We start from the raw sequence: 15,355 nt of genomic DNA, 5'->3' as shown, positions 1-15,355 counted from the left end.
ATCAGTCCAGCCAGACATAGCCCGCGAGCCGCCCGGTGGTGCGGTCTCGGCGGTACGAGAAGTGGTCGCCCGACTCCAGCGTGCACTCCGGCGACTGCGCCCGGTCGCACACCCCGAGCCGGTCGAGCTGTGCGTGCACCCCGGCGCTCACGTCGACCGCCGGCGTGCCCCAGCTCGTCCCAGCGTGCGCCGCCGGTTCGACGGCCGCCACCTCGGCGCGCATCGCCTCCGGCACCTCGTAGCACCGCCCGCACACGGCCGGTCCGGTGCGGGCGGCGATCCGGCCCGGCTCGGCGCCGAGTCCGACCATGGCCCGTACGGCGGCGGGGACGACGCCCTTGACCATGCCGGGCCGGCCCGCGTGCGCCGCCGCCACGACCCCGGCGACGGGATCGGCGAGCAGCACCGGCACGCAGTCGGCGGTGAGGACGGCGAGGGCGAGTCCGCGGCGGGCGGTGACGATCGCGTCGACCTCCGGCACCGGGCTCTCTCCCCAGGGCTCGTCCACCACGGCCACGTCGGCGCCGTGCACCTGGTTCATCCAGACGACCCGGCCCGGGTCGAGGCCGAGCGACTTGGCCGCGATGTCCCGGTTGGCCCGTACGGCCTCCGGGTCGTCGCCCACCGCGCCGCCGAGGTTCAGCTCCTCATACGGAGCGGCGCTCACCCCGCCCCACCGGTCGGTGAAGGCGAAGTGCGCGCCGCTCACGCGCTCGCGCGTTCCTATCACTTGAGGAAGTCCGGCACATCCAGCTCCTCGGCCGCGCTGTCCGCGTAGGAGGGGCGGGGCGCCGGCGTCACCGGCGGGGCGGCCGGGATGTCGGCCACCGGCTCGGGCGCCGGCTCCGGCTCCTCCTTGGGCTTGACGCTGCCCAGCGAGCCGAAGGACGGACGGCTGGGCTCGCTCGGCCGGGCCGGACCGGGCTCGTCGCGGCGGGAGCCCGCCGAAGCCGAGGCCGAGCCGAGGACGTTGTCCCGGCGGGCCGGGGGCTGGCCGCCGTCGAAGCCGGCCGCGATCACGGTGACCCGGACCTCGTCGCCGAGGGCGTCGTCGATGACCGCGCCGAAGATGATGTTGGCCTCGGGGTGGGCGGCCTCGCTGACCAGCTGGGCGGCCTCGTTGATCTCGAACAGACCGAGGTCGGAGCCGCCGGAGATGGAGAGCAGCACGCCTCGGGCGCCGTCGATGGACGCCTCCAGCAGCGGCGAGGAGATGGCCATCTCGGCCGCGGCCACCGCGCGGTCGTCGCCGCGGGCCGAGCCGATGCCCATGAGGGCCGAACCGGCCTCGGACATGACCGACTTCACATCGGCGAAGTCGAGGTTGATCAGGCCGGGCGTGGTGATGAGGTCGGTGATGCCCTGGACACCGGAGAGCAGGACCTGGTCGGCGGACTTGAAGGCGTCCAGGACCGAGACCTGGCGGTCCGAGATGGACAGCAGCCGGTCGTTGGGGATGACGATGAGGGTGTCGACCTCTTCGCGCAGCTCGGCGATGCCGTCCTCGGCCTGGTTCGCGCGGCGCCGTCCCTCGAAGGTGAACGGGCGCGTCACCACGCCGATGGTCAGGGCGCCCAGCGAGCGCGCGATGTTGGCCACGACGGGCGCGCCGCCGGTGCCGGTGCCGCCGCCTTCACCGGCCGTCACGAAGACCATGTCGGCCCCCTTGAGGACCTCCTCGATCTCCTCGCGGTGGTCCTCGGCGGCCTTGCGGCCGACGGCCGGGTTGGCTCCGGCGCCGAGTCCGCGGGTGAGTTCGCGGCCGACGTCGAGCTTGACGTCGGCGTCGCTCATCAACAGCGCCTGTGCGTCGGTGTTGATGGCGATGAACTCGACACCCTTGAGACCGACCTCGATCATCCGGTTGATGGCATTGACACCACCGCCGCCGACACCGATGACCTTGATGACTGCGAGGTAGTTCTGCGGTGCTGCCACGTCGAAGGCCTCTCGCCTCGAATTACGTTGTCGCCGCCGGGCGGTGCCCCGCGCCGGGACGACGGATGCCGAATGGGACGGTCCGTAACGCCGACCCGAACCCTAACCCTGAAGTTTAGGGTTACCAGTGTGTCTGTTCCCTGGAGTCTTCTGAACAGGACACTAAGTCGACAAGTGGCGCCCGTTCAACGAACACGCCGAACCTCCCGTTTTTCTTTTCACCCTATGTGATCAGCCATAGCAGTGCCCAACCAGGGTGCTGGCCTGCGCTGATGTGCGTCAACTCCCCGATGACGCAGGGGCGGTGGGAACGCTGACGTCGAAGTGCCGCGCGCCGGGAGCTGCTTTCATGAGAGCTGCGAGGGTCCGTGCCTTGGCCCGGCCGTTCTCGCTGCTGCCCCACGCGACCGTGCGGCCGTCGGCCAACTCCAGCGAGATGGCGTCGTAGGAACGGACTTGGACGGACCGGGTGTCCGCAGCCACGGCGGCCGGCAGATCGCCCGCGACCCGGACCGCCTCCCGCACCAGCCGGTCGGTGCCGAAGCGCCGGAAGCTCGCGGCGGCGGAACCGGTGCGGGAGAGGGACAATTCCAGTGCCGGAACGCCATTCGGCGCCTGCGAAACCGTGGCGAACCGGACACCTTCGTGGTCGATTTCGACGAAGTCCCGTCCCTTTCGGCTCAGCAGAACCGGAGTGCGCTCGGTCACTTTCAGGCCGATTCCATGGGGCCAGGCACGGACCACGTCAACCGTGTCAATTCGGGGCAGTTTCCGGCGGAGTCGGGCTTCGATGCCGTCCGTGTCGACGGAAATCATCGGCGCCCCGACCGGTACGGCCGCCGCGTCCAGCACCTCGGCGGGGGTCAGCACGCGCGTGCCGGACACCGAGACGTGCTCGACGCACACCCATGTCGATCCGTACAACACCCAGGTGCCACCGGCCCCGAGGAGCACGGCGAGTGCGGCCAGGATGACGATCGTACGAAGGCGCGGCTTTTTGAGCCTGCGGACGAGCGGCGGGCCGGACGACTCCTGCTGGCGTTCACCGCGCTCGGCGGTGGAGGGTCCGGCCACGCTCACTGCCCTTTCGTCATACGGTCCTAACGGCGCGAGGCGATCGCCTCGTACACCATGCCGACGAGCAGGTCGTCGGCGTCCCGGCGGCCGAACTCGCTTGCCGCGCGGGACATCTCGTACAGCCGGTGCGGATCGGCGAGCACGGGCAGGACGTTCTGCTGCACCCACTCGGGCGTGAGTTCCGCGTCGTCGACGAGGAGGCCGCCGCCGGCCTTCACCACCGGCTGGGCGTTGAGCCGCTGTTCGCCGTTGCCGATGGGCAGCGGGACATAGGCGGCCGGGAGTCCGACGGCGGAGAGTTCGGCGACGGTCATCGCGCCCGCGCGGCAGAGCATCATGTCCGCCGCGGCATACGCGAGGTCCATCCGGTCCAGGTAACTTACCGGGATGTAGGGGGGCATCCCCGGCATCTGGTGCACCTGCGGCAGTTCGTTCTTCGGGCCGACCGCGTGCAGGATCTGGATGCCGGCCTGCTGCAGCCACGGGGCGACCTGCTGGACGACCTCGTTGAGGCGGCGGGCGCCCTGGGAGCCGCCGGAGACGAGCAGCGTGGGCAGGTTCGGGTCGAGGCCGAAGCGGTGGCGCGCCTCGGGGCGGACGGCCGCACGGTCCAGGGTGGCGATGGAGCGGCGCAGCGGGATGCCGATGTAGCGGGCGTCGCGCAGCTTGCTGTCGGGCGTGGAGACGGCGACCCGGGCCGCGTACCGCGAGCCGATCTTGTTGGCCAGGCCCGGGCGGGCGTTGGCCTCGTGGATCACGATGGGCACGCCGAGGCGCTTGGCGGCCAGGTAGCCGGGCAGGGCGACATAACCGCCGAAACCGACCACCACGTCCGCCTTGGTGCGTTCCAGGATCTGTTCGGCGGCCTTGATGGTGCCGCGCAGCCGGCCCGGAACGGTGATCAGCTCGGGGGTCGGCTTGCGGGGCAGCGGCACCGCCGGGATCAGCGCCAGCTCGTAGCCGCGCTCCGGGACGAGCCGGGTCTCCAGGCCGCGCTCCGTGCCCAGGGCCGTGATCCCCACGGTCGGGTCCTGCCTGCGCAGGGCGTCCGCGAGGGCGAGCGCGGGCTCGATGTGGCCGGCGGTCCCCCCACCGGCGAGTACGACATGCACCGAAATTCACCGCTCTCCGGACGAACGCGCCACCGAGGCACGCCGTCGCATCGTGTTCCATCTCCGAGGCCCCCGCTCACCGCCGGAGCCTCCCGCCCGCTTTCTACCAAAGCGAGGTTGCCGCATCGCAAGCGCCGCCCGCGCAGCGGGCTCGTCGCGTGCGAAGGCGATCAGCAGCCCGATGGCGAACATGGTCGGCAGCAGGGCGGACCCTCCGTAGGAGAACAGCGGGAGGGGGACGCCGGCGATCGGCAGCAGACCGAGCACCGCACCGATGTTGATCACCGCCTGGGCGGTGATCCAGGTGGTCACGCCTCCCGCGGCGTACCTCACGAAGGGGTCCTCCGTGCGTCCGGCCACGCGGATACCCGCATAGCCTAGAGCCGCGAACAGGGCGAGCACCGACAGCGTCCCCGCCAGGCCCAGTTCCTCACCGGTGACCGCGAAGATGAAGTCGGTGTGGGCTTCGGGAAGTTGGCCCCATTTTTCCACACTCGCACCGAGACCGGAACCAAAAAGTCCGCCGGAGGCGAGGGCGTAGATGCCGTGCACGGCCTGCCAGCACATGTCGTTCGGGCCGGAGTCGGTGGCGGCGATGCAGTTGAGGCGGGCGAGGCGGTGGGGGCTGGTCTTGATGAGGACGCCGCCGATCAGGGTCGCGATCGTCAGCACCCCCGCGAACAGCCGGGTGGGCGCCCCCGCGAGCCACAGCAGGCCGAACAGGATCGCGGTGAGGATGATCGTCGTACCCATGTCGCCGCCGAGCATGATCAGACCGAGCAGCAGGAAGGTGACCGGCACCAGCGGCACCAGCATGTGCTTCCACTGGGTCAGCAGCCTCTTCTCCTGCTTGCGGGCGATCAGGTCCGCGCCCCACAGCACCAGGGCGAGCTTGCCGAACTCGCTGGGCTGGGCCTGGAAGGAGCCGCCGAGGGAGATCCAGTTCTGGTTGCCGTTGACCGTCATCCCTATCCCGGGCACCTGCACCAGGGCCATCAGGAAGACGGCGGCGGCCAGGATCGGATAGGCGAGCGCCCGGTGCAGTTTCACCGGCATGCGGGAGGCCGTGAACAGCAGTACGCCGCCCAGCACGGCGGCCAGCAGCTGCTTGCGGAAGAAGTACGACCCCGGCAGCGACATCTGCAGTGCGGTGATCTGGGAGGCCGAGTAGACCATCACCAGGCCCAGCACGATGATCAGCACGCTGCCGCCGAGGATCAGGTAGTAGGCGGTCAGCGGCCGGTCCCAGGCCTTGCGTGCCCGCCCGTAGAGCCGTTGCACGGGACTCTCGCCCGTGGGCCGGGAGACGGCGGGACGCGGACGCCGGGACGCCCCCTGCACGGGCGGCTTTCCGGTACGGCTACTGGGCATCGGCGCCTCCACTGAACGTCGACCGTCCCACGCGTCCCTCCCAAGATCCGCCCGGCGGGCGGCCGGGGTCAGGCTTCGAGTTCGCGGACCGCCGCCGCGAACGCGTCACCGCGCTGGTTGTAGTTGGTGAACATGTCCATGGAGGCGCAGGCCGGGGCCAGCAGCACCGTGTCACCGGGCTGAGCGAGCCGCCTCGCCTCCGTCACCGCCTGGAGCATCGCCCCAGTGTCGGTCCGGTCGAGGTCGACCACGGGTACTTCCGGGGCGTGTCGCGCGAGGGCGTCGCGGATCAGCGCCCGGTCGGCGCCGATCAGGACGGCACCGCGAAGTCGCTTTGCCGACTTGGCGACCAGTTCCCCGAAGGTCGCACCCTTCGCCAGACCACCCGCAATCCATACAATCGACTCATATGCCGCCAACGAGGCCTCCGCGGCATGGGTGTTGGTCGCCTTGGAGTCGTCCACGTACGCGACGCCGTCGAGGTCGGCGACGTGCTCGATGCGGTGCGCGTCCGGGCGGAAGGCCCTGAGGCCGTCCCGTACGGCCTGGGCGGGCACCCCGTAGGCGCGCGCGAGGGCCGCCGCGGCAAGGGCGTTGGCGATGTTGTGCGGGGCCGGCGGATCGATGTCGGAGACCTCGGCCAGCTCCTGGGCGTTCTTCTGCCGGTTCTCGACGAAGGCGCGGTCGACCAGGATGCCGTTCACGACGCCGAGTTGGGAGGGCGCGGGGCTGCCGAGGGTGAAGCCGATGGCCCGGCAGCCCTCCTCGACGTCGGCCTCGCGCACCAGCTCCTCGGTGAGCTTGTCGGCCACGTTGTAGACGCAGGCGATCCGATTGCCTTCGTAGATACGGCCCTTGTCCCTGGCGTACGCCTCCATGGAGCCGTGCCAGTCGAGGTGGTCGGGGGCGAGGTTGAGGACGGCGGCCGAGTGGGCGCGCAGCGAGGGCGCCCAGTGCAGCTGGTAGCTGGAGAGCTCCACCGCGAGGACGTCGTAGGTCTCCTCGCCGAGGACGGCGTCCAGCAGCGAGACGCCGATGTTGCCCACGGCGGCCGTGCGCAGGCCCGCGGCCCTCAGGATGGACGCGAGCATCTGCACGGTCGTGGTCTTGCCGTTGGTGCCCGTGACGGCCAGCCACGGGGCGGCGTCGGGGCCGCGCAGGCGCCAGGCCAGCTCGACGTCGCCCCAGACCGGCACGCCCGCTTCGGCGGCCGCGGTGAACAGGGGCTTGTCGGGCTTCCAGCCCGGCGCGGTGACGATCAGCTCGGTGCCCTCGGGCAGGGTCGCCCCGTCGCCGAGGCGCACGGTGATGCCGAGCGCCTCCAGTTCGGCGGCCTGCTCACGCGCGCGTGCGTCGTCGCCGTCGTTGACGACCGTGACGCTCGCCCCGCGCGCGTGCAGCACCTTGGCCGCCGGGACGCCGGAGACACCGAGCCCTGCGACGGTGACGTGCTTGCCCTGGAAGTCGTGGGGCTCCGAGGTGGAGGTCACTTTTCCGCTGCCCATCCTGCATAGAAGAGGCCCAGTCCGACAATCACACAGATTCCCTGGATGATCCAGAATCGGACCACCACCAGGACCTCGGACCAGCCCTTGAGTTCGAAGTGGTGCTGGAGTGGCGCCATCCGGAAGACGCGCTTGCCGGTGAGCCGGAAGGAGCCGACCTGGATGACGACCGACATGGTGATCAGGACGAACAGGCCGCCCATGATGGCCAGCAGCAGCTCCGTGCGGGAGAGGATGGCCAGGCCGGTGAGGACACCGCCGAGGGCGAGCGAACCGGTGTCGCCCATGAAGATCTTCGCCGGCGAGGTGTTCCACCACAGGAAGCCCAGGCAGGCGCCCATCAGCGCGGAGGCGATCACCGCGAGGTCGAGCGGGTCGCGCACCTCGTAGCAGGCGGCCGGGTTGGTCAGGGTCTGCGCGTTGGCGCAGGACTCCTGGAACTGCCACACGCCGATGAACGTGTAGGCGCCGAAGACCAGCACGGAGGCGCCGGTGGCCAGACCGTCCAGACCGTCGGTGAGGTTCACGCCGTTCGACATCGCGAGGATCATGAACAGCGCCCAGACGACGAACAGCACCGGGCCGATCGTCCAGCCGAAGTCGGTGATGAAGGACAGCTTGGTGGAGGCCGGGGTGTTGCCGCGGGCGTCGGCGAACATCAGGGACAGCACCGCGAAGGCGATGCCGACGATCAGCTGGCCGGCCATCTTCGCCTTGGCCCGCAGACCCAGCGAACGCCGCTTGACGATCTTGATGTAGTCGTCGAGGAAGCCGACCAGGCCCATGCCGAACATCAGGCCGAGGACCAGCAGCCCGGAGTAGGTGGGCGGGTAACCGGTGATGAGCTTGCTCAGGAAGTACGCCGCGATCGTCGCCAGGATGAAGGCGATACCGCCCATCGTCGGCGTACCGCGCTTGCTGGCGTGCTCGCGCGGACCGTCGTCACGGATGTACTGGCCATAGCCCTTGCGGGCGAGGAGCTTGATCAGCAGCGGGGTGCCGATCAGCGTCAGGAAGAGGCCAATGACTCCTGAGAACAGGATCTGCTTCATCATCGGGCGACAACCTCGCCCTCGGCACCGGTCTCGACGAGCGCCTGGGCAACGCTCTCCAGACCCACCGAACGGGACGCCTTCACGAGCACGACGTCCCCCGGGCGCAACTCGCTGCGCAACAGGTCGATCGCCGCCTGTGCGTCGGACACGTGCACCGACTCCTCACCCCACGAACCCTCGTTATATGCGCCCAGTTGCAGCCAGGAGGCCTCAATCCCCCCGACGGCGACGAGCTTGCTGACGTTGAGCCGGACGGCGAGCCGTCCGACGGCGTCGTGCTCGGCGAGCGCCTCGTCCCCCAGCTCGGCCATCTTGCCGAGCACCGCCCACGTGCGGCGCCCCTTGCCCATGGCCGCGAGCGCCCGAAGGGCGGCCCGCATGGACTCGGGGTTGGCGTTGTAGGCGTCGTTGACGATGGTCACGCCGTCCGGGCGCTCGGTGACCTCCATCCGCCAGCGGGAGAGGGAGCCCGCCTCGGAGAGCGCGGTGGCGATCTCTTCCGCGGACATGCCCAGCTCATGGGCGACGGCGGCCGCGGCGAGCGCGTTCGACACGTGGTGCTCACCGTACAGGCGCATGGTCACATCGCTTGCACCGGAGGGTGTGAGAAGCCTGAAGGAAGGCTGTCCGCTGTCCGTGAGTCGCACGTTCTCGGCGCGTACGTCCGCTTCGGCCGACTCTCCGAAAAGGACCACCTTCGCCTTGGTACGGGCGGCCATGGCGCGCACCAGCGGGTCGTCGGCGTTGAGGATCGCGGCGCCGTCCTCCGGAAGGCCCTCGACGAGCTCGCCCTTGGCCTGTGCGATCTGCTCCCGGCCGCCGAACTCGCCGATGTGGGCGGTGCCGACGTTGAGGACCAGGCCGATCTTCGGGGGCGTGAGGCCGGTGAGGTAGCGGATGTGCCCGATGCCGCGCGCGCCCATCTCCAGCACGAGGAACCGCGTCTCCTCGGTGGCGGACAGGGCGGTCAGCGGCAGCCCGATCTCGTTGTTGAGCGAGCCGGGCGTGAACACGGTCGGCGCCTTGCGCCGGAGCACCTGCGCGATCAGGTCCTTGGTGCTGGTCTTGCCCGCCGAGCCGGTCAGGGCGACGAGGGTCGCGCCGAGCCGGCGTACGACGTGCCGGGCGAGGGCGCCGAGCGCGGTCTGGACGTCGTCGACGACGATCGCGGGCACGCCGACCGGGCGCGAGGCCAGTACGGCGACCGCGCCCGCCTCGATCACCTGCGGTGCGTAGTCGTGGCCGTCCACGCGCTCGCCGACGAAGGCGGCGAACAGGCTGCCCGGCACCACCTCGCGGGAGTCCCGGACGACCGGTCCCGTGACCTCGGCGGACGGATCCGGTATGTCGTGCGTCTGCCCGCCGACGACTGCTGCGATCTCGGCGAGGGAGAGGGCGATCACAAGTTCATCCCCTGGGTCTTCTGGATTTTCATCCCTGGGTTTTCTGGATGGCTTCGCGGAGCACCTGGCGGTCGTCGAAGGGACGGATCACGCCGGCGATGTCCTGGCCCTGCTCGTGCCCCTTGCCCGCGACCAGCACGGTGTCGCCGGCCTGGGCGCGGCCCACGACGGCGGCGATCGCGGCGGCCCGGTCCTCGAACAGGAGCACCTCGCCCCGCTCGTGCGCGGGCACGGAGGCGGCGCCCTGGAGCATGGTCGCGAGGATCGCGAGGGGGTCCTCGGAGCGGGGGTTGTCGGAGGTCAGTACGGCCGTGTCAGCGAGCCGGGCCGCGGCGGCGCCCATCGGGGCGCGCTTGGTCTGGTCGCGGTCACCGCCGCAGCCGAGGACGATGTGCAGGCGGCCCTTGGTGACCTTGCGCAGCGCCTTGAGCACGGACTCGACGGCGTCGGTCTTGTGGGCGTAGTCGACGACCGCGAGGTAGGGCTGCCCGGCGTCCACGCGCTCCAGGCGGCCGGGGACGCCCGGGACGGCGGCGATGCCGTCGGCGGCGGTCTGCGGGTCGAGACCGGCGGCGGCGAGGGCGACGACGGCGGCGAGGGTGTTCGCCACGTTGAAGGGACCGGCGATCGGAGACTTGGCGTGTACGCGCTCACCCTTCGGGCCCACGACGGTGAACGTCGAGTCCATGGGGCCGACCTGGACGTCCTCGGCACGCCAGTCGGCGTCGGGGTGGCCCTCGGCGGAGAAGGTGACGACCGGGACCGTGGCCTCCTCGGCGAGCCGGCGGCCGTACGCGTCGTCGGCGTTGATCACACCGAGTCTGCTGCGCTCCGGCGTGAACAGCTGCGCCTTGGCCCGGAAGTAGTCCTCCATGTCGGAGTGGAACTCCATGTGTTCCGGGCTGAGGTTGGTGAACACGGCGATGTCGAAGACACAGGCGTCGACCCGGCCGAGGACCAGGGCGTGGCTGGAGACCTCCATGGCGACCGCCTCGACGCCGCGCTCGCGCATGACGGCGAACAGGGCCTGCAGGTCGGTGGCCTCGGGGGTGGTGCGCTCGGACTTGATGCGCTCGTCGCCGATGCGCATCTCGACGGTGCCGACGAGGCCCGTGGACTTCGCGGTCCTGAGCCCGCCCTCGACCAGATAGGCGGTGGTGGTCTTGCCGGAGGTGCCGGTGATGCCGATCTGGAGCAGGTCGCGGCCGGGGTGGCCGTAGATCGTCGCCGCCAGCTCGCCCATCCGTCCGCGCGGGTCGTCCACGACGAGGACCGGCAGTCCGGTCGCGGCGGCGCGCCCGGCGCCCGTCGGGTCGGTGAGCACGGCGACCGCGCCGAGGCCGGCGGCCTGGGTGACGAAGTCGGCGCCGTGCAGGCGGGCGCCCGGGAGGGCGGCGTACAGGTCGCCGGGGCGGACGGCGCGCGAGTCGTGGGTGATCCCCGTGACCTCGGCGGCGGCGTCCGGAGCGGCGGCACCCAGCTGATCGGCCAGTTCCGCGAGGGGTGTGGCGGAGACCTGAACCGGTCGCGGCGGTCCCGGGTATGTCACGGAAGCGCCCTTCTGGGTGGTTTGGGACTGATCAGCGTGTGGCACGGCGGTGAGCGTACCGGGCGTACCCGCTCCGGAGCGAAGTGAGGGGTTCTCGGCCCCTTGGTTCCCGGCGTCGGGGGTGATCGTTGTCACGAGTTGGTTCCTGGTGTTCCGGTGCTGATCAGGGCTTGTAGTCGACGGGCAGGTTCGCGGCCGGCGCACCGGTCGGCGGGACCTGGAGGGTCTTCAGGGCGAACTCCATCACCTGCTTGTAGATGGGACCGCAGATCTGGCCGCCGAAGTAGCTGCCGGAGGTGGCGTTCTGGATGGCGCAGTAGACGGTGATGCGGGGGTTGTCGGCGGGCGCGAACCCGGCGAACGACGAGGTGTAGCCGCGGTACCTGCCGGTGGCCGGATCCACGCGGTTGGCCGTGCCGGTCTTGCCGGCGACGTTGTAGCCGGGGATGCGGGCCTTGATGCCGGTGCCCTGCTCGTCGTCCACCACGGACTCCAGCATCTGCGCGAGGGCCCTGGCCGTCTTCTCGCTGACGACCCGGGTCTGCCTGGGCTTGTGCGCGGGTGTGAAGCGCCCGTCGGGCCCCTTGGTGCCGCGCACCAGGGTCGGCTCGATCCGGACCCCGCCGTTGGCGATGGTCGAGTACACGGAGGCGGCCTGTACGGCGTTGATGGAGAAACCCTGGCCGAAAGGAATCGTGTACTGCTGCGAGGTGGACCACTTCTGGTACGGCGCGAGGATGCCGGGGGTCTCGCCGGGGAAGCCGAGTCCGGTGTAGCTGCCGATGCCGAACTTGCGCAGGTACGAGTAGAGCACCCTGTCGGCCTCGGACTGCGTCCTGCCGAGCTGGCCGGTGGCGAGGATGGTGCCGATGTTGCTGGACTTGGCGAGGACGCCGTTCAGCGTGAGATACCAGGTGTCGTGGTCGACGTCGTCCTGGAAGAGCCGGTCGCCGCGGTGCAGCCGGTTGGGTACGACGACGTGGGTGAGCGGGGTCGCCGCGTTCTCCTGGAGCACGGCCGCCATGGACATCAGCTTGGCGGTGGAGCCGGGCTCGTAGGCGTCCTGGAGGGCCGCGTTGCCCAGGGCCTCGCCGTCGGCCTTCGACAGGTCGTTGGGGTCGAACCCGGGCGAGTTGGCCATGGCCAGGATCTGCCCGGTGCGGGTGTCCTGGACGACGACATAGCCGCGGTCGGCCCTGGACTTCGCCACCTGCTCGGTGATGGCGTTCTGCGCGGCCCACTGGATGTCGCGGTCGATGGTCAGCTCGACGTCGGAACCGGGCACGGCGGGCGTCTCCGTCGACCCGGCCGTGGGCACCTCACGCCCCCCGGACTGGGCGTACCGGATCTTGCCGTCCTTCCCGGTGAGCTGCTTGTTCAGCTCCTGTTCGATGCCGCCGCCGCCCTGGCCGTCGGCGTTGACCCAGCCCAGTATCGCGGCGGCGAGGTCGCCGTTGGGGTACACCCGCTGGCTGCTCGGGTCGGCGAAGACGCCGGCGAGCACGTTGACGGTGTTGCCGTCCTTCTCCGCCTTCTTGGCGAGCGCGCTCTTCAGGTCCTTGATCTGCTTCCAGACCTGCGGGGTCTGCCGGGTGGCGAGCCGGGCGTACCGGGAGTTCATGTTCCGGGGCCGCAGCTTCCTCACGAGGTCGGCCTGGCTCTGCCCGAGGATCGGCGCGAGCAGCGCGGCGGCCTGCTCCGGGCCGTCGCCGATCTTCAGCTGCTGCCTGCTGAACATCGTCGGATCGGCCGTGATGTCGTACGCGTCCTCGCTGATGGCGAGGGCCACGCCGTTGCGGTCGGTGATCCCGCCGCGGTCGGCGGCCAGCGTGTGCACGACATACCTGTTCTGTTCGGCCTGCGCGGCGTACGCGCCGGCGTCGACGGCCTGCACCTGGAGCAGCCGTACGACGAAGGCGATCAGGACCAGGGTCAGCGTCAGGCTGACCAGGCGCAGCCGGGGCCGGGGGCTGCCGAGCCGGAGCGGGCGCTGGGCCGGCGGCAGAGCACCGCTCGGCCGTCGCGCCGGACGCGCACCGGGCACGGGCTGCCGCCGCACGGCACTCCTCGGCCGCGGCGGCCTGGCCGGCCCGGCCACACGACGGCGCGGCGGTTCCCTGTCGGACACTTGCGTCACCTGCCAGGGGTCGGGGTGGGAATGGGCTGGGACATCGAAAGCCGCGCCACGACACCTTCCGGGGCGGCGACCGGGGCCGGACGGCAGCACAGCGCCGGCTGGACCGCACCGACGGCACACCAGGACCGGCGCCCGCCCCTCCCGCCACCCGGGCGGAGCGCACACGCCGGCCCCGGCACACGACGGCGCGGTTCCCTGTCGGACACGTCCGTCACCTGCCGGGGGCCGGGGTGGGGGCGGGCTGGGGGATGGAGGGGGGCGGGGGAATGGCCGCGGCGGGGTCGGAGGCGACGGCGGCGGACCGGGGCTGTCCCGGTGCCGGTGCGGCGGGCGACGGCGTGGCCGGGGCCGGGGTGGTGGGCGCGGCGGGGGTCGGCGCGGCGGGCGTGGCCGAGGCCGGGGTGGTGGGCGGGGCCAGGGTCGTGGCGGGAGCCGTGGCCGGGGTCAGGGACTGAGGGGCGGCCGGGTCGGCGAAGGTGGCGGACTCGGGGCCGGCGGCGCTCGGGACGCCCTTGACCTTGCCGTCCGCACCGAGGAAGGCCGGGTCGCCGCCGGGGACCATGCCGAGTTCGTGGGCGCGGCGCTGGAGGGCGTCGGGAGCGGAGTAGGCGTCGATGTCCCGCTGCAGGGCCTGTTCCTCGTCGGTGAGGTTCTTCGTCTGCTTCTGCAGGTCGGCGAGTTTGAACGAGCCTTCGCTGAGTGCGGAGTTGAGCACCAGCAGCCCGATGAGGCCGCCGCCGAGGAGCAGGACGACGAGCAGGACGAACGGGGTGCGGGCGGCCCGCGCACGGCCGGCCGGGAAGAGCCGGGCGAGCCGCGCGGCCCGCCCCCTCAGTTCGGGTTTCCTACTCACGGCTCCCCCGGTCGGTTCGGGAGCCCTCGTGGCGCTCCCGGTGGGTTTGGAGACCTTCACCGGTCTCCCGGTACGTCGGGTATCCCTCACCGCTCCCGCAGTACGCCCGGGCTCCCTCACCGGTCCGGCAGTATGCCCGGGCCCGCTCGCCGGTCTCCCGGTACGCCCGGGATCCCGCACCGGCACCCCGGTACGTCCCAAGAACCACATGACCGCTCTGGTGAGTCCGGCGGCCTCCGCGAGCCACCCGGTGGGTCCAGGAACCCTCGTGGCCCTCCTGGAGAGACCGACGGCTCCCGCCGGCCACCGGGTGCGTGCGAAAACCCTCGCGGTCTCCCCGGTGAGTTCGGGAATCCAACCGACCCGTCTCGGTCACTCGGCGTCCTCCCTGATGCGTTCGGCGCCGCGCAGCCTGGCCGGTGCGGCCCGGCGGTTCTCGGCGACCTCTTCCTCGGTGGGAAGTTCGGCACCCCGGGTGACCAGCTTGAGCCGCGGCTGGTAGCGCTCCGGCACGACCGGCAGGCCGGGGGGCGCGGTGGAGGCGGCGCCGGCCGCGAAGACCTGCTTGACCAGGCGGTCCTCCAGCGAGTGGTACGACAGCACCGCGATGCGGCCGCCCACGTCGAGGGCCTTCACCGCCGCCGGGATCGCCCGCTCCAGTACGGACAGTTCGCCGTTGACCTCGATGCGCAGCGCCTGGAAGGTGCGCTTGGCGGGATTGCCGCCGGTGCGCTTGGCGGCCTGCGGAAGAGCGTCACGGATCAGCTCGACCAGCCGCGCACTGTTGCTGAACGGCTCCTTCTCGCGCTCGCGCACGATCGCGGCCACGATCCGCTTGGCCTGCTTCTCCTCGCCGTACGCACGCAGGATCCGCACGAGTTCGCCCGCCGGGTAGGTGTTGAGGACCTCGGCGGCGCTGATCCCCGTCGTCTGGTCCATCCGCATGTCCAGCGGCGCGTCCTGGGCGTAGGCGAAGCCGCGGTCGGCCTCGTCCAGCTGCATGGAGGAGACCCCGAGGTCGAACAGAACGCCCTGCACGCGCGCGATGCGGAGCTTGTGCAGTACGTCGGGCAGCTCGTCGTAGACGGCGTGCACGAGGGTGGCGCGCTCACCGTAGGGCGCCAGCCGCTCGCCCGACAGGCGCAGCGCCTCCTTGTCCCGGTCGAGGCCGATCAGCCGCGCCTCGGGGAACCGCGTCAGCAGCGCCTCGCTGTGTCCGCCGAGGCCGAGGGTGCAGTCGACGACCACCGCTCCCGGGCGCTCCAGGGCGGGCGCCAGCAGGTCCAGGCACCGCTGGAGCATCACCGGGACGTGTCGACTCTGGCTCAAGGGGGCCTCTCATCTTCCGGCGGGCC

At 71.3% G+C, this 15,355-nt stretch carries 12 protein-coding genes; all 12 read right to left on the bottom strand.

Annotated features, from left to right (window positions below; all coding sequences use genetic code 11):
- Position 1 precedes the first annotated feature (1 nt).
- The 12 genes from pgeF to rsmH all read right to left on the bottom strand — a co-directional run bounded on the left by pgeF (position 2) and on the right by rsmH (position 15,329).
- On the bottom strand, positions 2–730 hold the full coding sequence (gene pgeF, locus ACWDEN_RS13695; RefSeq protein WP_450858989.1) for a peptidoglycan editing factor PgeF: 729 nt from the start codon (positions 728–730) through the stop codon (positions 2–4).
- Complete coding sequence (ftsZ, locus tag ACWDEN_RS13690) at positions 727–1,938, bottom strand: cell division protein FtsZ (RefSeq protein WP_351609859.1); 1,212 nt, start codon at positions 1,936–1,938, stop codon at positions 727–729. Before ftsZ ends, pgeF begins: the two co-directional genes overlap by 4 nt.
- Positions 1,939–2,217: 279 nt before the next feature.
- Positions 2,218–3,012 (bottom strand): cell division protein FtsQ/DivIB, encoded by a 795-nt coding sequence (locus ACWDEN_RS13685; RefSeq protein WP_450858987.1) that lies wholly within the window; start codon positions 3,010–3,012, stop codon positions 2,218–2,220.
- A gap of 26 nt (positions 3,013–3,038) precedes the next feature.
- A complete protein-coding gene (murG, locus tag ACWDEN_RS13680; RefSeq protein ID WP_351609865.1) occupies positions 3,039–4,127 on the bottom strand; it encodes an undecaprenyldiphospho-muramoylpentapeptide beta-N-acetylglucosaminyltransferase in 1,089 nt (362 codons plus the stop codon).
- Between the two features lie 6 nt (positions 4,128–4,133).
- The gene (ftsW, locus tag ACWDEN_RS13675; protein WP_351609868.1) at positions 4,134–5,498 is read right to left on the bottom strand and encodes a putative lipid II flippase FtsW; all 1,365 of its coding nucleotides are present in this window, start codon (positions 5,496–5,498) and stop codon (positions 4,134–4,136) included.
- A gap of 68 nt (positions 5,499–5,566) precedes the next feature.
- Entirely contained in the window at positions 5,567–7,003 is a 1,437-nt protein-coding gene (gene murD / locus ACWDEN_RS13670; protein WP_450858984.1) for a UDP-N-acetylmuramoyl-L-alanine--D-glutamate ligase, read from the bottom strand.
- Positions 6,985–8,058, bottom strand: a complete 1,074-nt coding sequence (mraY, locus tag ACWDEN_RS13665; protein ID WP_351609873.1) for a phospho-N-acetylmuramoyl-pentapeptide-transferase — start codon at positions 8,056–8,058, stop codon at positions 6,985–6,987. Before mraY ends, murD begins: the two co-directional genes overlap by 19 nt.
- Positions 8,055–9,461 (bottom strand): UDP-N-acetylmuramoyl-tripeptide--D-alanyl-D-alanine ligase, encoded by a 1,407-nt coding sequence (locus tag ACWDEN_RS13660; protein ID WP_351609876.1) that lies wholly within the window; start codon positions 9,459–9,461, stop codon positions 8,055–8,057. Before ACWDEN_RS13660 ends, mraY begins: the two co-directional genes overlap by 4 nt.
- A gap of 28 nt (positions 9,462–9,489) precedes the next feature.
- Positions 9,490–11,010, bottom strand: a complete 1,521-nt coding sequence (locus ACWDEN_RS13655; RefSeq protein WP_351609879.1) for a UDP-N-acetylmuramoyl-L-alanyl-D-glutamate--2,6-diaminopimelate ligase — start codon at positions 11,008–11,010, stop codon at positions 9,490–9,492.
- A 163-nt stretch (positions 11,011–11,173) separates the two neighbouring features.
- Entirely contained in the window at positions 11,174–13,138 is a 1,965-nt protein-coding gene (locus tag ACWDEN_RS13650) for a peptidoglycan D,D-transpeptidase FtsI family protein (protein ID WP_450858981.1), read from the bottom strand.
- 220 nt (positions 13,139–13,358) lie between these two features.
- Entirely contained in the window at positions 13,359–14,000 is a 642-nt protein-coding gene (locus tag ACWDEN_RS13645) for a septum formation initiator family protein (RefSeq protein ID WP_450858979.1), read from the bottom strand.
- 372 nt (positions 14,001–14,372) lie between these two features.
- Positions 14,373–15,329: a 16S rRNA (cytosine(1402)-N(4))-methyltransferase RsmH gene (rsmH, locus tag ACWDEN_RS13640; RefSeq protein WP_351609888.1), complete on the bottom strand. Its 957-nt coding sequence runs from the start codon at positions 15,327–15,329 to the stop codon at positions 14,373–14,375.
- Between the last annotated feature and the right edge of the window lie 26 nt (positions 15,330–15,355).

The sequence above is a fragment of the Streptomyces sp. NPDC001153 genome (assembly GCF_053598315.1).
Note: the sequence above shows the minus strand (reverse complement) of the source record. Positions and strands in the feature narration are given on the sequence as shown.